The 17,682-nt window shown below is 65.7% G+C and carries 14 protein-coding genes; 8 read left to right on the top strand and 6 right to left on the bottom strand.

Annotated features, from left to right (window positions below; all coding sequences use genetic code 11):
* Nucleotides 1–7: 7 nt before the first annotated feature.
* A complete protein-coding gene (locus tag V9L17_RS00490; RefSeq protein ID WP_337346622.1) occupies nt 8–523 on the bottom strand; it encodes a metallopeptidase family protein in 516 nt (171 codons plus the stop codon).
* A gap of 117 nt (nt 524–640) precedes the next feature.
* Between V9L17_RS00490 and V9L17_RS00485 the strand changes: the two genes are divergently transcribed.
* The 4 genes from V9L17_RS00485 (at nt 641) to V9L17_RS00470 (ending at nt 4,208) form a co-directional block, all read left to right on the top strand.
* Nucleotides 641–1,030, top strand: coding sequence for a DUF3499 domain-containing protein (locus tag V9L17_RS00485; protein WP_337346621.1), 390 nt, complete (start codon nt 641–643; stop codon nt 1,028–1,030).
* A 77-nt stretch (nt 1,031–1,107) separates the two neighbouring features.
* Complete coding sequence (locus tag V9L17_RS00480) at nt 1,108–1,353, top strand: Trm112 family protein (protein ID WP_337346620.1); 246 nt, start codon at nt 1,108–1,110, stop codon at nt 1,351–1,353.
* A gap of 74 nt (nt 1,354–1,427) precedes the next feature.
* Nucleotides 1,428–2,906, top strand: a complete 1,479-nt coding sequence (gene ahcY / locus V9L17_RS00475; protein WP_337350038.1) for an adenosylhomocysteinase — start codon at nt 1,428–1,430, stop codon at nt 2,904–2,906.
* Between the two features lie 63 nt (nt 2,907–2,969).
* Nucleotides 2,970–4,208, top strand: a complete 1,239-nt coding sequence (locus tag V9L17_RS00470; protein WP_337346618.1) for a L,D-transpeptidase — start codon at nt 2,970–2,972, stop codon at nt 4,206–4,208.
* Between the two features lie 3 nt (nt 4,209–4,211).
* Here V9L17_RS00470 and V9L17_RS00465 read toward each other — a convergent pair whose 3' ends face one another.
* On the bottom strand, nt 4,212–5,012 hold the full coding sequence (locus V9L17_RS00465) for an RDD family protein (protein ID WP_337350414.1): 801 nt from the start codon (nt 5,010–5,012) through the stop codon (nt 4,212–4,214).
* A gap of 72 nt (nt 5,013–5,084) precedes the next feature.
* Between V9L17_RS00465 and V9L17_RS00460 the strand changes: the two genes are divergently transcribed.
* Nucleotides 5,085–6,077 carry a stage II sporulation protein M gene (locus V9L17_RS00460; protein ID WP_337350037.1) on the top strand — a complete coding sequence of 331 codons (993 nt, stop codon included), beginning with the start codon at nt 5,085–5,087 and terminating at the stop codon, nt 6,075–6,077.
* Nucleotides 6,078–6,200: 123 nt separating this feature from the next.
* On the top strand, nt 6,201–7,286 hold the full coding sequence (locus V9L17_RS00455) for a TIGR01906 family membrane protein (RefSeq protein WP_337350036.1): 1,086 nt from the start codon (nt 6,201–6,203) through the stop codon (nt 7,284–7,286).
* A 34-nt stretch (nt 7,287–7,320) separates the two neighbouring features.
* Here the strand turns inward: V9L17_RS00455 and V9L17_RS00450 are convergent, their stop codons facing one another.
* Nucleotides 7,321–9,147, bottom strand: a complete 1,827-nt coding sequence (locus V9L17_RS00450) for an AMP-dependent synthetase/ligase (RefSeq protein WP_337346615.1) — start codon at nt 9,145–9,147, stop codon at nt 7,321–7,323.
* Nucleotides 9,148–9,215: 68 nt separating this feature from the next.
* On the bottom strand, nt 9,216–10,946 hold the full coding sequence (locus V9L17_RS00445; RefSeq protein ID WP_337346614.1) for a dolichyl-phosphate-mannose--protein mannosyltransferase: 1,731 nt from the start codon (nt 10,944–10,946) through the stop codon (nt 9,216–9,218).
* A gap of 46 nt (nt 10,947–10,992) precedes the next feature.
* Between V9L17_RS00445 and rsmI the strand changes: the two genes are divergently transcribed.
* A complete protein-coding gene (gene rsmI, locus V9L17_RS00440) occupies nt 10,993–11,898 on the top strand; it encodes a 16S rRNA (cytidine(1402)-2'-O)-methyltransferase (protein ID WP_443197935.1) in 906 nt (301 codons plus the stop codon).
* A 215-nt stretch (nt 11,899–12,113) separates the two neighbouring features.
* Nucleotides 12,114–13,613 carry an NAD-dependent succinate-semialdehyde dehydrogenase gene (locus V9L17_RS00435; protein ID WP_337346613.1) on the top strand — a complete coding sequence of 500 codons (1,500 nt, stop codon included), beginning with the start codon at nt 12,114–12,116 and terminating at the stop codon, nt 13,611–13,613.
* A gap of 37 nt (nt 13,614–13,650) precedes the next feature.
* Here the strand turns inward: V9L17_RS00435 and V9L17_RS00430 are convergent, their stop codons facing one another.
* Together V9L17_RS00430 and V9L17_RS00425 are read right to left on the bottom strand one after the other, a co-directional pair.
* Nucleotides 13,651–16,143: a transglutaminase family protein gene (locus tag V9L17_RS00430; RefSeq protein WP_337346612.1), complete on the bottom strand. Its 2,493-nt coding sequence runs from the start codon at nt 16,141–16,143 to the stop codon at nt 13,651–13,653.
* Nucleotides 16,140–17,645 (bottom strand): DUF58 domain-containing protein, encoded by a 1,506-nt coding sequence (locus V9L17_RS00425; RefSeq protein ID WP_337346611.1) that lies wholly within the window; start codon nt 17,643–17,645, stop codon nt 16,140–16,142. The genes V9L17_RS00430 and V9L17_RS00425 overlap by 4 nt, the downstream gene beginning before the upstream one ends.
* Nucleotides 17,646–17,682: the final 37 nt, after the last annotated feature.

Below are 17,682 nucleotides of genomic sequence, written 5' to 3'. Positions count from 1 at the left end.
CCGGTAGTCAGTAACGGCGGCGGTACACCGGGTCGAGGGTTTCCGGCGCCACGCCAAGCATCTCGGCTGTGTGTTCCACAACGACGTCGTGGACCAGGTCCTGGAGCTCTTCCCGGCTGGCGCAGCCCTGTTCCACGACTCGGCGGTACAGGGTGATGATGGGTCCCTCGTCGGCGGTGGCCGGAGTATAGGAACCCATGGGGGCCGCACCGGCGTCGGCAACGAGCTGTTCCAGCTGAGGGGGTATTTCGTCCACGGCAAACCGGACACCGTCCAGGGTTTTGCCCCAGATATCGTGGAGCCGTTGCGCGGAGTCGAGAACCATGTCATCGAACCGGTCTGACCGGGTCCGGTAACCGGGATGGGTGGGCAGCATCAGCTCGCCCCGCAGGCCGCGCCCGTGCCTGTTGCGGCGGCGCATCGCGAAACTCCTGCCCGGGGAGTCCGAACCCGTGTCCCCACTGCGGACACCCGGGTCAGCCAACCGGACCGTAAAGCCTGAATCATGGTTCGATGACTGCATACATTGACTCTAAACCCGGCGGCTCGATTGCGCGACATAAAGTGCCACGGCCGCCATGGCGCGGCGTGCGGGGGCAATGCAGGGAACCGGCGGCGACAGCGAGTAGTCTGGGATGTCGTGGGAGCTATCCGTCAATGTTCAAGATCAGGCTGCCGCCAGTCGGCGGTGGCCACTCTGACGTACGTATACGCAGACTCCACTGCCGTCCTGGGCCCCCTGGCCACGTACGCCGAGCCGCATTGTTACGATTTGTGCGAGCAGCATGCCGGGTCACTGACAGTTCCCCGCGGCTGGGAAGTCCTCCGGCTGGCGATGCCGTCCACACCGCACCAGCCCGGGCCTGATGACCTCCTGGCATTGGCCAATGCCGTCCGGGAAGCCGCAGCCCTCCCACCGCAGGCTCCCGCGTCGCAGGCGCAGCGCCTGACCCACTCAGCACTCGAGGCCCCGGCTGCTGCCGAAGGTGCCCGCCGTGGCCACCTCCGTGTGCTCCGTGAACCGTCCTGACGCCCATCTGGCGGTAGGCTGGAAGCTGCTAATCAGTCAGCCACCGGGGCGAACAGGCCCTCCAGGGAGCATCAAACATGCCAAAGATCAGTCCTGAACTGTTGTCAGTCCTGCGCTGCCCCGTCACCGGGTCGAAGCTGGTCCAGGAAGGCGAGGAACTCGTCTCGACGGCTGCTGGGGACTCCGGCGAAAAGCTCCGCTACGCGATCGAGGACGGCATTCCGCTGCTCCTGCCGCCGGAACTGCTTCAGGCTGCCAACGCCGCCGGCTCGGACCAGCACGACTCCCGGTCTGGTTCGGCCGCCGCTGCCGGCACGCCATAAGCCTTCAGCACCCGCCCCACCCACCGCAGGCGCATTGACGCCGTCGCCCCCATCGGACAGAGCAAAGGATCCCCATGACTTTTGATTACAAGGTTGCCGACATTTCGCTGGCAGAGGCCGGCCGGCACCAGATCCGCCTCGCGGAGCACGAAATGCCCGGGCTCATGTCGCTCCGCGCAGAATTCGGACCCACGCAGCCGCTCAAGGGCGCCAGGATCGCCGGTTCCCTCCACATGACGGTCCAGACTGCCGTGCTGATCGAGACGCTCACGGCCCTGGGCGCGGAGGTCCGCTGGGCTTCCTGCAACATCTTCTCCACCCAGGACGAAGCCGCTGCTGCCGTCGTAGTGGGTAAAGGGACCATTGAGGATCCACAGGGCGTTCCAGTCTTCGCCTGGAAGGGCGAGACCCTTGAAGAATATTGGTGGACTGCCCAGCAGATCCTGACCTGGCCCGGGGCCGACACCGACCCTGACCTCGGGCCGAACATGATCCTCGACGACGGCGGAGACGCCACCATGCTGGTGCACAAGGGTGTCGAATTTGAGGCCCTTGGCGCCGTTCCGGCCGCCGCCGCGGACGAATCCGAAGAAGGCATTGTCTTCCTGGATGTCCTGCGTGCGTCCCTGCAGGAGGATGCGCAAAAGTGGACCCGCATCGGTTCCCGCCTGCGCGGCGTCACCGAGGAAACGACCACTGGCGTGCACCGTCTCTACCAGTTGGCTGAACAGGGCAAGCTGTTGTTCCCGGCCATAAACGTCAACGACTCCGTCACCAAGAGCAAGTTCGATAACAAGTACGGCATCCGCCATTCACTTCCGGACGGCATCAACCGCGCCACGGATGTCCTGATGGGTGGCAAGGTCGCCGTCGTCTGCGGCTATGGCGACGTCGGCAAGGGCGCCGCTGAGGCGTTCCGCGGTCAGGGTTCGCGGGTCATTGTCACGGAGATCGACCCCATCTGCGCGCTCCAGGCTGCCATGGACGGCTACCAGGTGGCAAAGCTGGAGTCCGTGCTGGGCGAAGGCCACATCTTCATCACCACTACCGGTAACAAGGACGTCATCCTGGCCGAGCACATGGCCGGCATGCGCGACAAGGCCATCGTGGGCAACATCGGCCACTTCGACAACGAGATCGACATGGCAGGACTGGCCCGCATCCCCGGCATCAAGAAAGTGGAGATCAAGCCCCAGGTGCATGAGTGGGTCTTCGACGCCGGGACCGCGGAAGAGCGCTCCATCATCGTGCTGTCCGAGGGGCGGCTGCTGAACCTTGGCAATGCCACGGGCCACCCGTCCTTCGTGATGAGCAACTCCTTCGCCAACCAGACGATCGCCCAGATCGAGCTGTGGACCAAGCGCGACCAGCCCGAAGGGGAGCGCGAGTACGTCAACCAGGTGTATGTCCTGCCGAAGATCCTGGACGAAAAGGTTGCCCGCCTCCACCTCGCGGCCCTCGACGTCGAATTGACGGAACTCTCCAAGGAGCAGGCCAGCTACCTTGACCTCGACGTCGCGGGCCCCTATAAGCCAGAGCACTATCGTTACTGAGGCGTGACGCCCCGGGCGCTGGCCGTGCCCGGGGTTGTTACCTGTTACCCATAAGATCGGTATATGGAGCCTGACAATAAGCCGCGCCGTCCCGGAACCGCCAAGAAGATCTTCCTGGTGGCTATGGTGTGCGTCCTGGCCGCTGCCGGTGGGGCGTTCGCCGCGGTAGCGCCGGGCCTGGCCAATGCTTCTTTGGAATCCGAGGCGGGCTCTGCTGTCCGCTCAGCCCCCGGCGTCGCGTCGCCCGTGATTGCTCCGGTGAAGGTGGATGTCGCACCGGCCGACGGCGCCAAACAGGTCAATCCAGCAGCGCCTGTCGCCGTCAAGGTTGGCAATGGGCGGATCGAGAGCGTCACGCTGACCAGCACGGCCGGCCACCCCGTTCAGGGCACCTTTGCTGACGACGGGAGCAGTTGGACCGCCGCCGAACCCCTCAAGTTCAACACCGAGTACAGCTACACCTACGTGGTCACCGACGGGGCCGGGCGCGAAACAAGCACAACGCACTCGTTCAGTACTGTTTCAAGCACGCATGAAGCGGATGCGGCCATCTACCCCCTGGATGGCATGAAGGTCGGTGTGGGCCAGCCCCTCCAGGTCATTTTCAGCGAGCCGGTGGTGAACCGTGCGGACGTCGAAAAGGCCATCAAGATCACCTCCAGCGCCGGCCAGACCGGAGCCTTCCACTGGTTCAGCGACACTATGGTCCGGTACCGGCCGGAGGCCTTCTGGGCGGCCAATTCCACAGTCACCATGGACATGCAGCTCTTCGGCGTTGACCTCGGAAACGGGCAGATCGCCAACTTCAATAAAAAAGTCAAGGTCAACTTCGGCGACAAGCGGGTGGCCATCGCCGACGCCGCCGCGCACACGTTTACCCTGAGCGTCAACGACCAAGTAGTGAAGACGCTGCCGGTCAGCATGGGAGATGAGCGATTCCCCTCCGCCCGCGGCTATGCCGTTCTGATGGAGAAGAACCGGTACGACCACTTCAGGGCAGCGAGCATCGGCCTCAAGCCCGGGGATCCCGCGTACTACGGCGAAGTGGATGTTGAGTACGCAATCCGCCTGACGCTCAGCGGCGCCTACATTCACCAGGCGCTCGAATCAGCATTCCCGTACATCGGAAACAAAAACGTCTCGCATGGCTGCATCGGCTTCGCCCCCGACGGCGCCGCCTGGGTCTTTGACAACATGACCACTGGTGATGTTGTGCAGATCATCAACACCGAAGGGGATTACGCGGCCCACGAAGACGGCTACGGTGACTGGAACATCCCTTGGGCTGAGTACGACAACTGACCGTCACGACCCAAACGGGAGCCGTTCCAGCCGCTCGCCCACTACGGAATTACGACGACGGGCCTCGCCGAGCCGGGACAGCTCCCGGTTGCGGCGCTCGGCAACCACGGCGGCCAGGTACTCGTCAGGGCCGGTTCCCGGCGGCGGGGGAGGTGCCACATGCCGTGCCAGTTCGGTCGCAATCGAGGCGGCCATGCCTGTACGCGACAGTGGTGACATCCGGCCCGCCTGGCGAATGAACTGGGATGCCTGGCGGGCAGTGGCGTCCGGGATGCGGCCGATATCGGCTGCTGCTGCCCAGGCGCGCAGCCGGGGCGGCATATACACCGGGGCGGCCCCTTCAACGGGCACGCGGCTCCGGAGGGCGTACGTTCCCGCCATGATGTCCCCGAGCCGCTTGGACCTGTCATTGAAGAGCGCCACAGCAATGGCAAGACCGCCGAGGGTGAGGTAGATCTCCAGGAAGCCGGTAAGCCCGCGGATGACGGCATGCCGGAAGCGGATGGCGCCGCCATCGTCGCGCACCACGCGCAGACCCGCAGCCAGCTTTCCCAGCGAGAGGCCCCGGCTCAGGGTTTCCACCGCCACCGGGACAATCACAAAGCAGAACACCACGCTGGAGAGCATCAGGGCCCGGGCAGCAGCTTCATCGAGTTCGGCGCTGGCGGCGGCCACGCCGAACAGCATGAGCACCAGCAGGACCACGTTGACCATCACATCCAGCAGCAGCCCCAGCGCACGCGCGGCCAAGGAGGCGGGACGCAGCTCCAGGACAACGGCCTCGCCCGTGACGATAGAGCTCAATGCGGTGTTCCGTTCCACGCGAATTATCCTGCAGACGCTCACAGTCTAATGGCGTGAGGTTAGGCTGTAGCCGTGGATATGGATGCCTTCTCCGCCGTCAACGGGGATACCTGGTCGAGGCTGCACAAGCTTGCCTTCAAACGCCGCCTCAGCGGGGCCGAAGCCGACGAACTTCTGCGCTTGTACCAACTGACTTCCGCGCACCTTTCCCTTATCCGCTCCATCGCCCCTGAAAGTGGGCTTTCGGCGTCACTCTCGGCAACGCTGGCCCAGTCGAGAACTCGCTTCACGGGAGCCCGCTCGAATTTTGCGGCCGATCTGGCCCGCTTCTTTGTAGTCGCACTGCCCGCCGCGCTGTATCGCCTGCGATGGCTGACGGTGGCATGCGGGGCAGCGTTCATCCTGATCGGCGCCGCGTACGCGCTGTGGATTGGGACCTCGCCGGAGGCGCTCCGTGCCGTTGCGTCCGAAGCAGCTGTCCGGCAGTACGTCGAAGAGGACTTCATCGACTACTACTCGGAAAACCCGGCAGCCTCATTCGCCGGTGCCGTTTGGACCAACAACGCCTGGATCAGCGCGCAGGCCGTTGCCTTGGGGATCACAGGGTTTTGGGTGCCCATGATCCTGTTCAGCAACGCCCAGGGCGTTGGCATTGCTGCCGGTATTTTCGCCGCCTCCGGCAAGACCGACGTTTTCTACAGTTACATCCTCCCGCACGGCCTGATGGAACTGACGGCGGTGTTCATCGCCTGCGCCGCGGGGCTTCGGATCTTCTGGGCCATGGTTTCCCCTGGCCGCCGCACTCGCGGCCGTGCCGTCGCGCAGGAGGGCCGGTCCCTGATCACCGTGGCGCTGGGGCTGGTGCTGGTGCTGTTCGTCTCCGGCCTGGTGGAAGGATTCGTGACCCCCAGTCCCTTGCCTGTGTGGGCGAAGATTGGCATTGGGTCCGCGGTACTGGCCGCGTACTGGCTGTATGTACTGGTCTTGGGTCGGCGGGCCTATCTGGCGGGGGCCCGCGGTGACCTTGGCACCGAGGATGCCGGGTACAGCGAAATCGCAGCCTGAATCGATGCCTGCCCGGGGTGGCACCTCGCACTGCCGGAGGACCGGACGGTAGGCTCGTGAAGAGATACTTGTGCTGCCCGGACCCGAGCCGGCTCCACGGACCCCAACGGAAGTGACGCTGCTGTGAATGACAATTCTCCGACCCCTGCCAAACGCAAGGAGCCGCAGCCGGATCCCCTCTTGGACACCTCGGCGGATTCGGATGAGCCCGCCTTTTCGTGGATGAGTGACTCCCCGTCAGGCAGCCCGGACAAGACGGGGCCCTCAAAACGGCCGGACAGCACCGGGCCGTCGAAGAGCGCAGGCAGCAACGGGGAAACTTCCCCGCAGCCCGAAAGCCGGGCTGGCCGCAAGGCAGCCGAGGCCGCCGTCGAACCTGCGGGCGAGCAAGGTCCGCCGCTGTTCAGCGAACCGCTGCCCACCTCAGCCCTTCAGGTCCGTCCGCCACAGGAAGAAGTTGAGCGGCGCAACGCCGAGCGCGAGAGTGCGGCAAAGGCCAAGCCGCTGACGCCGCGTGTGATGCAGGTGCTGCTGGCCATCATGTATCCCGTCATCCTCCTGGTCCTGGGAGTCCGCGCCGTCACCAGCCCCCTGTTCCTCTGGATCGAGTACAACCGCCCCGGATTTCCGGGCGACGGTTACGGCTTCAGCACCGACGACAGAATGACCTACGGCTCCTACGCCGTTGACTATCTCAGCAACTGGTCCGGGCCCCGCTACCTGGGCGAACTCGTCAACCGCAGCGGAGACGAACTCTTCAAGGGCAGCGAGGTCAGCCACATGGCGGACGTGAAACTCGTCATCCTTTCCGCTTTCGGCGCCGGCGCCCTCCTGATCCTCGTCAGCATCATCGCTATCGCCTACCTGCGCCGCCGAAGCACTGGCGGCGTGCGTCGCGGCCTCTTCGCAGGATCAATCCTGACCCTGGTGATCATCCTGGGTCTCGGTGCGCTGGCCGTGCTGGGCTGGCAACAGTTCTTCACCGAATTCCACCGGATCTTCTTCGCCAGCGGGACATGGACCTTTGCGCTGGAGGACACCCTGATCAGGCTGTTCCCGGGCCAGTTCTGGATCGACGCCGGAATCGTGATAGCCGCCCTCGTGCTGCTTGTGGCGCTGGCAACCCTGGTTCTGACGTGGCCTACACGCCGCCGCCGCGGCCTGACCGATGGCGAACAGGAGGCTTCGGCCAAGGCCGAGGCCGTGTAGGGCCGGGCGGCTCCGCCCCCCGGGGGGGGGCAGTTCAGCCGTAAAGCTTGGTGATTTCCGCCTCAAAATCGCGGACGACGGCGGCCCTCTTGAGTTTGAGCGACGGCGTAAGGTGCCCTGAATCGAGGGTGAACTGGGCGTCCAGCACTGCGAAGCTGCGGATGGATTCGGCCTGGGAGACCAGTGCGTTGGCCTGGTCCACTGCTTCCTGGATGGCCGCCCGCACCCGCGGATCAGCCGCGGCTTCGCGCGGGGACAGTGCCGGCAGCTTGTGCAGCGCACACCAGCTCTCCAGGCCTTCCTGATCCAGGGTGACGAGGGCGGAGACGAACGGCTTCCCTTCTCCCACCACCACAGCGTGGCCCACCAGTTGGTGGGCGCGGATCTTTTCCTCGAGGGGACCGGGAACAACGTTCTTCCCGCCGGCAGTGACCAGCATGTCCTTCTTCCGTCCTGTGATGGTCAGGAACCCCTCGGGGTCAAGCCGGCCAAGGTCCCCGGTGCGGAAGAAGCCGTCCACAAAAGCCTCGGCGTTGGCGGCCTCGTTGGCGTGGTAGCCCTTGAAAACGCCGATGCCCTTCACCAGGATCTCGCCATCCTCAGCGACTCGGATGGTCGTGCCGGGAATGGGTATGCCCACGCTGCCCACCCTGGTCATGGTGGGGGTGTTCACCGTGCACGGTGCGGTAGTTTCGGTCAGGCCATACCCCTCCAGGACCGGAATGCCGGCACCACGGAAAAAATGGGCGTCCTCAGCAGCAAGGGGGCTGGCCCCGGAAACGGTGTAGCGGACCTGACCGCCCATGGCTTGGCGGAGTTTGGGGTACAGCAGCCGGTCGAAGAGTGCATGAGCGGTGCGGGACAGGAAACCGGGCCCGCTGCCCTCACCCCGGGCAGCTTCGTCCTGCTCCTTCGAAAAACGGATCGCAGCAGCCGATGCGGTACTGAAGATGCCCGATTTGCCGGCGATGGCGGCCTTTTGGGCGGCGCCGGCCCGGACCTTTTCGAAAATTCGCGGCACCACCAACAAGAACGTCGGCCTGAAGGTGGCCAGGTCCTCCAGTAGCTGCGCTGCGTTGCCTGTGTGCCCCAGCGTGGCCCCGGCACTCAGGCACACCACTTGGACCGCACGTGCAAGCACGTGGGCAAGCGGCAGGAACATCAAGGTTCGGGCGTTCTCCTGTACCAGGAGCTCCGGGAGGAAGGCCACGATGTTCTTAGCCACCAAGGCGAAGTTCCCATGGGTGATTTCACAGCCCTTCGGGTTACCGGTAGTCCCGGACGTGTACACGAGGGACGCGACGTCGTTCAGTGCAGCCGCGGAGCGGTGCCGTTCGAGTTCGGCGTCGGTAACCCCCATGCCGGCAGCGGCGAGGCTCGCGAGATCCGGGGCGACGCCGTCGTGGTCCATTCTCACGACGTTAACCAGACGGTCCTTGAGGAGCTCGGAAGCCGCCAGGACCTTGGCTACCAGCGCAACCTTTCCGTGGTCCTCCGCGAAGACCCTGAGAGCCCCGGAGTCATGCAGGATCCACTCGATCTGGCTTGCCGACGAAGTTTCGTAGATCGGCACCGTGACGCCGCCGGCGAACCAGATGGCGAAGTCCACCAGCGTCCACTCGTAGCGGGTGGCGGACATGACCGCTACGGTGTCGCCAGGCTCCAGCCCGCCGGCGATCAGGCCCTTTGCCAGGGCGCTGACATCCTGGAGGAACTTCTGCGCCGTAATGTCCGTCCAGCCGTTGGGTCCCTTGCGTGCATACAGGGCGTGGGCAGGATTGGCCTGCTGTTCCAGGAGGAGGTCCGTCACATTGCTGGCAGGATCAAGCTCCACGAGCAGTTCTGTGCTGGCTTCTCTCACAGGCGGTCTCCGTTCGGCTGCCATAGCGCTGCGCGGCTGAAATCGTCAGGGTCTTCTGCAATCCTGCCCTAGATCCAGGAAGGCATCCACATCCTGTGGCGCCACTCATGGTACGGAATGACTTCGGCTGTCCACACTGGGTAGAAGAAGGCCGACAACAGCACTACGCCGGCAACAAAGATTGCTACCAGGTAGAGCCCGGAACGACGGCGCCACAGTGGATCCGTATTCCGTCCAAGGACGAGGCCCAGACAATACACCAGTGCCAGCACCAGGAACGGCTCGAAGGAGATGGCGTAGAAGTAGAACATGGTCCGCTCCGGGTACAGGAACCAGGGCAGGTAGCCCGCAGCCACCCCGGCGAGTACGGCCCCGGCACGCCAGTCGCGGCGTCCCGCCCACCAGAAGAGGAGTACTGCCAGCGAGATGGTGGCTCCCCACCATACGAGGGGATTGCCGACGGAGAGGATGGCTGAAGCGCAGTTGGGGACATCGCATCCCGGGGCTCCCTGCTTCGGGGACTCATAGAAGAAGGACGTGGGCCGGCCCATCACCAGCCAGCTCCACGCGCTCGCCTCATAGGGGTGCTCGGAGCCCAGCCCCTGGTGGAACTTGTACGCCTCCAGGTGGTAGTGGGCCAGCGACCGGACAGAGTCAGGCAGCCAACCCCACTCGGTCGAGGGGTTGGACCCGGCCCAGCGACGGAAGTAGGCGTCATCGGAACGGAACCAGCCGGTCCAGGTGGCGGTGTACACGACGGCTGCGACCGGAACCATGCTGGCGAAAGCCGGCAGCCCGTCCTTGATGACGCCCCCGGTGAACCAGCCGCGGATTCCGGCGACCCGCCGGGCGGAGAGGTCCCACACGACAGATAGCAGCCCGAAGCCCGCCAGGAAGAACAACCCGGACCACTTGGTCCCCACCGCAAGGCCCAGGCACACGCCGGCGGCGATCCGCCACCACCGGATGCCCAGCCATGGACCGGCCAGCAGTTGGCCCGGGGAGGGTCTGCCATCCTTCCCGGCCGCGGCCTGCCTGGCGAGTCGCGCCGCCAGCTTGAGGCGGCCGTCGTCGCGGTCCATTAGCAGGGCGCCGAAGGCAGCCAGGACCCAGAACATCAGGAAGATATCCAGCAGCGACGTCCGTGACATCACCAGGTGGTGTCCGTCCACAGCCAGCAGCAGCCCAGCCGCGGCGGACAGGGGCAGGGACCGGAACAGTTTTTGGGCGATGAGGACGAGCAGCAGGATGGAAACGGTACCGGTAAGGGCCGCTGAGAAGCGCCAGCCCAGGGGGTTGTCGGCGCCAAAGAGCCACATGCCGCCGGCGATCATCCATTTGCCCACCGGAGGGTGGACCACATACTCGGGCGTGCCCAGGAGGACGGAAGGGTTCCCGGCATTGAAGGAGTCGTTGGCCTTGTCAGGCCAGCTTCGCTCATAGCCGCTGACGAGCAACGAATAGCCGTCCTTGACGTAGTACGTCTCGTCAAAAACCAGGCTGGGCGGAGTGTCCAGGCGGGTGAACCGGAGTACGCCACCGATGGCCGTCGTCAGCAGCGGCACCAACCAGAACCACAACCGGAGCGAGGGCGGGTAGTCACGCCAGCTGCGGATACCGCCGATCAGCCGCTCTTGGAGTGCTTGGGTGGAAAATGCCACGGCTGGCCGGACGATCCAGGGCTTGCCGGCTGAGGCGACGGCCAGTGCGGCGCTTTCCGGCGGGCCGATGGGCGGGTCCAGCGGGTGGGCCTGACCGGCCTCGGCGGGCCGCGTGGGGGTCTGCGTCACGTGCCCCATGCTACCTTTTGCAGCTTGTGCCGCCGGCCAGCAGTAGGCTGGTGGCGTGGACCCTAACCCCGAAACCCTTCCCGACTCCAACCTGCCTGACGACGCCATGCCTAACGCCGGCACTGCAGGACCGGGAAGGATCGTGCTGGCCGCAACGCCGATTGGCAACTCAGGCGACGCCTCCGCACGGCTTGTCGAACTGCTGGCCACTGCTGACATCGTCGCTGCAGAGGACACCAGGCGGCTCCACCGCCTGGTGCAGAACCTTGGCGTCACGGTGGCAGGCCGCGTCATCAGCTACCACGAGCACAACGAGGCGACGAAGACAGCCGAACTCCTCGACGCCGTCAGGGCCGGCAAAACAATGGTCATGGTCACCGACGCGGGGATGCCGTCTGTTTCGGACCCGGGCTTCCGGCTCGTTGAGGGAGCCGTTGCCGCCGGGCTCACCGTCACTGCCGCCCCGGGCCCGTCAGCGGTGCTGACAGCCCTGGCACTCTCCGGCCTGCCCACCGACAGGTTCTGCTTTGAAGGCTTCCTTCCCCGGAAAGCGGGGGAGCGGGCGTCCAGGTTGGCAGACCTTGCTGCGGAGCGGCGAACCATGGTGTTCTTCGAAGCTCCGCACCGGCTGGAGGTCATGCTCAGGGCGTTGCGGGAGCGGTTCGGCGCCGAGCGCAGGATTGCGGTCTGCCGGGAATTGACCAAGACCTATGAGGAGGTCATCCGGGGAACTGTGGGCGAGCTTCTGCTTTGGGCTGAAGGCAATGAGGTCCGGGGTGAGATCGCAGTGGTGCTGGGCGGAGCGCCTGAGCAGGCGCCGGGAACGCCGGAAGAACATGTAGCGGCCGTCAATGCGCTGGTAGCACAGGGAATCAGGCTTAAGGAAGCCGTTGCTGCGGTGGCCGAAGACGTCCGGGTCAGCAAGCGGGAACTGTACTCCGCCGTTCTGGCGGCGCGCTGAACCGGCCCTGGAGAGACTTTCCAACGGCCGACTGATAGCGCGAAATCGCGCGGGACAGGGCTGTGCACCTGCACAGAGCCGAGCTCATTCTGTAGTGCGTAGAGGCGTAGACCGCCGGTTGCGGCGGCAGTAGTCTGGCAGTTAATCAGCCAACAAGGCGTGCCGCTCGGGCGCCGCTGCACGGCTGGAAAAACCTTACTGACGAGGGAGTCATCGTGACTGTCACTGCACTGCCAGCTGTTACCGCAGAGCGCGAGAGCGAGCTGCTGGCCTCTGTTCCCACCGGCCTGCTTATCAATGGTGAGTGGCGGCCGGCCGCTTCCGGGAAGACGTTCGACGTCGAGGACCCCGCCACGGGCAAGGTGCTGTTGAGCATTGCTGATGCGGGTGCCGAAGACGGCAAGGCTGCCCTGGACGCCGCCGCGGCGGCACAGGAGTCATGGGCGAAGGTCCCGCCGCGGGAACGCGGGGAGATCCTGCGCCGTGCCTTTGATCTGGTGACCGAGCGTGCCGAAGACTTCGCGCTCCTCATGACCATGGAAATGGGCAAGCCGCTGGCCGAAGCCCGCGGCGAAGTGACCTACGGCGCTGAGTTCCTGCGCTGGTTCTCCGAAGAAGCCGTCCGCGCGTTCGGCCGCTACTCGGTCTCCCCAGACGGGAAGTCGCGCCTCCTCGTGACCAAGAAGCCTGTGGGTCCCTGCCTTCTGATTACGCCGTGGAACTTCCCGCTGGCCATGGCCACCCGCAAGATCGCTCCCGCCGTCGCCGCAGGCTGCACCATGGTGCTGAAGTCCGCCAACCTGACACCCCTGACGTCCCAGCTTTTCGCCGCCGTCATGCAGGAAGCCGGCCTGCCCGCCGGCGTCCTGAACGTCATTCCAACCTCCACGGCCGGTGCCACCACCGGCCCGCTGATCAAGGACCAGCGCCTCCGGAAACTTTCCTTCACCGGCTCCACCGAGGTGGGCCGCCGCCTTCTTGCCGACGCGTCCGAAACCGTCCTGCGGACCTCCATGGAGCTCGGCGGCAACGCCCCGTTCGTGGTGTTCGAGGACGCGGACCTGGACGCCGCAGTCGCCGGAGCCATGCTGGCAAAGCTGCGCAACATGGGTGAGGCCTGCACCGCCGCGAACCGTTTCATCGTGCACGAGTCCGTCGCTGACGAGTTCGCGGAGAAGTTCGCCGCCAAGATGTCCGAAATGACCACCGCCCGCGGCACCGAGCCGGACTCAAAGGTGGGTCCGCTGATCGATGCCAAGAGCCGGGACAAGGTCCACGAACTGGTATCCGACGCCGTGTCCTCCGGCGCGAGGGCAGTCTTGGGCGGTGCCCCGGCAGAAGGTCCGGGCTACTTCTACCAGCCCACCATCCTCACTGGAGTCACCGAAGGAACCCGGATCCTGTCCGAGGAAATCTTCGGCCCCGTCGCACCCATCATCACCTTCGGCACCGAAGAGGAAGCCATCCGGCTCGCCAACAACACCGAGTACGGCCTGGTGGCTTACGTCTTCACGAGGGACCTCAACCGCGGCATCCGGATGGGTGAACGCCTTGAAACGGGCATGCTCGGCCTGAACGCCGGCGTGATCTCCAACGCCGCTGCCCCCTTCGGCGGCGTCAAGCAGTCCGGCCTGGGCCGTGAAGGCGGGCTGGAAGGCATCGAGGAATACCTCTACACCCAGTACATCGGCATTGCCGACCCCTACGCAGGCTGAGGCTTCCAAGAAGCCAGGTGCGCATCGGTTGGGGCAACTAGCCTTCGCTGAGGCGCCGGAGGTCGTCGCGCGCCCGTGACCACGAGCGTGCGACGGCCTTTGCCGTCCGTCGGACCTGCCGGCCAAAGAACCGGAACGGCGCCGTCAGCATCCTCCCCCAAAGCGCCATGACCGACGCCGGGAGCCACTCGGCGCGCAGCCTTCTGCCCCGGGTGACGTTGGCCCGCATGGAGCCCTGAAGGGCCACAATCCGGGCGGCGGCCGGCTTGTCCCTGCCCGCCGCGGGGGAATCGCCGGCAGGAGGGCCGTAAGCGCGTCGTTCGAAATCGGCGGTGAGCGAGATGACGGCCTGGTGCGCGGCGTCGTCCATTCCGCCGGGTTCACCGAGCAGAGGCGAGCTGCGGAGCCGGGCCGAATACAACCTGGGCGTCTCACTCGGTCCGGGAGGCAAGCCATAGTCCGTGCCGAGGTCACGGAGCTCGGACCACGCCATGGGGATGGCCGCAGGAGACGGAGGATCAGTGGTTCGCAGCCTGCGGGCCCGGACTCCTAGCCGCACGAGCCTGGGTGAGGACAGCAGGAGGATCAGCACTGCCGATCCTGCCAGGCCCAGCAGCCAAGGCAGAACCTGCGAACCTGCCTCACTGCCCGGGCCGCCGTCACCGGGAACGGGCAATGGTGCCGCGCTGGGCAAAGGCGTGGCTGTCGCACCGTTGGATGGAATAAGGTCGTCATTATTTTCGATGGCTCCCGGGGCGCCTGCTGCCGAGCTTTCGATGGCATACTCGGGGACCACACCACGCGAGGGGGTGGGCTCAAACGGTACCCACCCGAGCCCCTGGAAGTAGAGCTCCGGCCAGGCATGGGCATCACGGGCGTCCACTTCGTACTCGGAAAGTGCTCCTAGTCCGGGGACGTTCACTGTAGCTCCAGTCAGCCGCCCAGGGGCGTAGCCGACGGCGATCCTGCTGGGGATCCCCTCCAACCGGGCCATGACGGCCATAGCGGAGGCGTAGTGGATGCAGTATCCGCTTTTTTGGGTGAGGAAATCGGCGAGCACTGACAGTCCGTTGCCGTCATAGCCGCCTTGGACCGGGGACTGCAGGGAATAAGTGAATTCCGCTGACCGCAGGTATCTCTGGATGGCCATCGCCTTTGCGTAAGCGCTGCCGCCCGATCCGGTGACGGAGTCGGCCGTGGTCCTGACGATGTCAGGAACGTTGCCTGGAACCCGGGTGAAATCCTCCGCAATGCCCTGCACTGCTGCTGAGGACCGGTCGAGCAGACTGGCAGTGAGCCGCGGCGCAGAGGAGACCACGGTGTATTCCTGGCTTCTCGAGTTGGTATCTACCCCTTTGATGCTCAGGGTGGCGGGATCCCAGGACCAGCGCCCGCCCAGCCCCCGGATCGATTCAGGGGCATACGGCACCGGCAGGTATGGGCTCGTGAAGGCGCCCGTTTCCACTGCGGTCACGTAGCGGAGCTGCTCCTCAGCAGGGATCGCGTAGCCAGGCTCGATCGGCCCGGCCACCGGTTGGCGCGATTCCTCACGGTCGTCCGGTCCCCAGGAGTCGCCGTCGAAATTGTCCACCGTGACCGAACGCAGGTAGAGCGGCGTGACGGCGTTCGTAGCGTACGTGATCCGTCCGGTTCCAGCGGGAGTGCGGAGGCTGTTTCCAAGCGTGATCATGGGATTAAGGCCCGTGGACGTGCCCCACGGGTTCACGCGCGACCCTTGCGGGAATGTACCTTGGTCGAAGCCGGGGATCGCCATCGGAATGATCAGCGTGGCCACGAGGGCAACGGATCCGGTGAGTGCGGCCCGCTTCAGATGCCCGGGGTTACGGGCGGTGTCCGCTGGTGTGCCCGCGTCCGGGGCGAACCACTGGCTGCACGCCAGAATCAGCAGGTAGCCGGCCACCGTGGCGCTGAAACTCCACACTCCCACGCTCTGCGGCTTAACCATGGCGGGCACGATCAGGATGGCGAACAGGCCCAGGCCCGTGGTGGCCGGCGTGCCGAGGGGCAACGCCAATGCGTCGATAAGAATGACCATCAGGCCGAGGACCGCGCAGGTCACCATGACGATTCCGGCGTTCGGGGCCACGGGCGCGCTTTCGGCGAGTACCGTCTCGCTGGCACGGCGTATGAACCTGTCAAACTCCTTCATGGTGGCGCCCGACGGGATGATTCCGGCAATGCCTGTGCTGCGGAAGAACGTCAGCGTCAGGATGGCAATGAGCGAAGCGAAGCCGCCGGCGGTGACCAGGAGAGGCTGCGCCCGGGCGGCCCGCAGCGCGGCCATGGTCAGGCAAACCACAAAAACGGTGGTCAGGACCGGCAGATACCACGCCCAGCCCCTCAGGACACCGTTCAGTGACAAGGCCGCGCCGCACACAGACAGCCCTACCGCCCCAGCCATGACCCACGGGTAGGCGCCGACCCGCGCCCTGCCTGGCGCACGGCCGGATGTCTGAGAAATTGCCGGCTCCGCGGTGGAGGAGGTGTGCTTCTCGGGGGCGAGTGTCATCGCGCCACCCCCGCGCCGCGCCGGACATCGGCTGCTGCGGTATCCAGCGCAGCTCCGCCTTGGTCAAAGTGGCTCCATGCTGCAGGCACCGGAACCGCCGGGGACACGGCAACTGCACGCCACCCTCCGCGCCGCAGCTCTTCAAGCTGTTCGTGGAACTCCGACGGCCTTTCGGCGACGATGATGGCGAACGCATTCGCGCCATAGCCTGCGGCCGGGGCCAAGGCATTGGCTTCGGCCATGGACACCCTGCCCAGGAGCGCGATGATAGGACCCCGCATTCGGTGCGCCGAAAGTTTGTCCATGAGTTCGTCGTCGAACGGGGCCGGACCGGAATCCTGCCCAAAGCCATGGTCCCGCCCGATGGCGGCGGCGTCCTTGCGGGGGGCGGCCGCGGGAGCCGGACTCCCACGGCCAGCCTCATTGTGGCCGTGATGGCCGTGATGGCCGTGATGCGGACCGGAGAGCTGGATGGCGGCCAGGCTTTCGGCGATGGACTGCAGCCCACCCGTGCCCACGTACTCCTCCACCTCCGGTTCAGGCGCCGAGGGCGAACGCAGGAAAGCCGGTTCGCCCCGGGCATCGAGCAGCCGCAGCGCATAATTCCGTTCGGCAAGGTGGGTGCTGACGGAGATGGCCGCCACCACTGCCCACTCGAAGGTGCCGCTGGTGAGCATGTCGTGCCCGTCCACGGCAGCGGATCCGCCAAACCCGATCCCGCCGAATCCGGTCCCGGGGCTGCCGGAAAAGGCGACAAACCGCTGGTCCAGGATAATGGTGGCCTCCGGAGTAGTGACCGACTCCTCCTGCCGGACCATCAGTGCTCCGTGCCGGGCAGTCGCCGGCCAATGTACCCGGCGCATGGGGTCGCCGTGCCGGTACTCGCGGGTCATCACGTCATCGTCGCTCGGGTTGGCCCGGATCCGGGTCGCGGTGACGCCGTCGTTCCCGCGAGCCCCAGCGAGTCCCGTGACCGGAAGCTCGACGGCGGCGGGCGTCACCGTGAGGGTGTCGCCGTCGTCGATTGCCTGCCGGTGAAGGGACAGCCCGAACGGGTCAGTGAACTCCGCCGTTACCGGCCCGATGAGAAATTGACCGCGCTGGCTGGAACGCAGGTGGTATTCATACCGGCTGGTGCCACCGGTTGCCGACCGCGCGGGGAATCGGAACGCCGGTGACTCCCCGAACCGCGGGGGCAGCCGCTCCTCCATGATCGCGCGGCCCGTGCCCTGCCCGGTGCGCGCCACAGCCAGCCGGACAGTGGTGGCGGCCGAGGTTTCCACCGGCGAAGGATTAAACTCCCGGTAGACCTGGAATTTGGGCTTGACCAGACGGATTCCGGCCAGCGAGATGAGGGGAAGCACGATCAGCAGGACGCTGAGGCTCAGGAGATCCCGGCGGCCCATGATCTGGGCGGCCAACAGCGACACGGCACCGGCCGCGAGCAGGCCCCAGCCGCGCTGGCTGAACAGGTGGCGGGGCAGTCGGTCCAGCAGTGCCATGGGACTCTGCCTAGTGATTCCTGCGGAGCCGGAGCCC

The organism is Pseudarthrobacter sp. CCNWLW207 (assembly GCF_037203945.1).
GTDB lineage: Bacteria > Actinomycetota > Actinomycetes > Actinomycetales > Micrococcaceae > Arthrobacter.
Note: the sequence above shows the minus strand (reverse complement) of the source record. Positions and strands in the feature narration are given on the sequence as shown.

Coding starts and splice junctions, on each gene's coding strand:
- V9L17_RS00490 (WP_337346622.1), bottom strand. CDS start 523: ATGCAGTCATCGAACCATGATTCAGGCTTTACGGTCCGGTTGGCTGAC.
- V9L17_RS00480 (WP_337346620.1), top strand. CDS start 1,108: ATGCCAAAGATCAGTCCTGAACTGTTGTCAGTCCTGCGCTGCCCCGTC.
- ahcY (WP_337350038.1), top strand. CDS start 1,428: ATGACTTTTGATTACAAGGTTGCCGACATTTCGCTGGCAGAGGCCGGC.
- V9L17_RS00470 (WP_337346618.1), top strand. CDS start 2,970: ATGGAGCCTGACAATAAGCCGCGCCGTCCCGGAACCGCCAAGAAGATC.
- V9L17_RS00445 (WP_337346614.1), bottom strand. CDS start 10,946: ATGGGGCACGTGACGCAGACCCCCACGCGGCCCGCCGAGGCCGGTCAG.
- V9L17_RS00430 (WP_337346612.1), bottom strand. CDS start 16,143: ATGACACTCGCCCCCGAGAAGCACACCTCCTCCACCGCGGAGCCGGCA.
- V9L17_RS00425 (WP_337346611.1), bottom strand. CDS start 17,645: ATGGCACTGCTGGACCGACTGCCCCGCCACCTGTTCAGCCAGCGCGGC.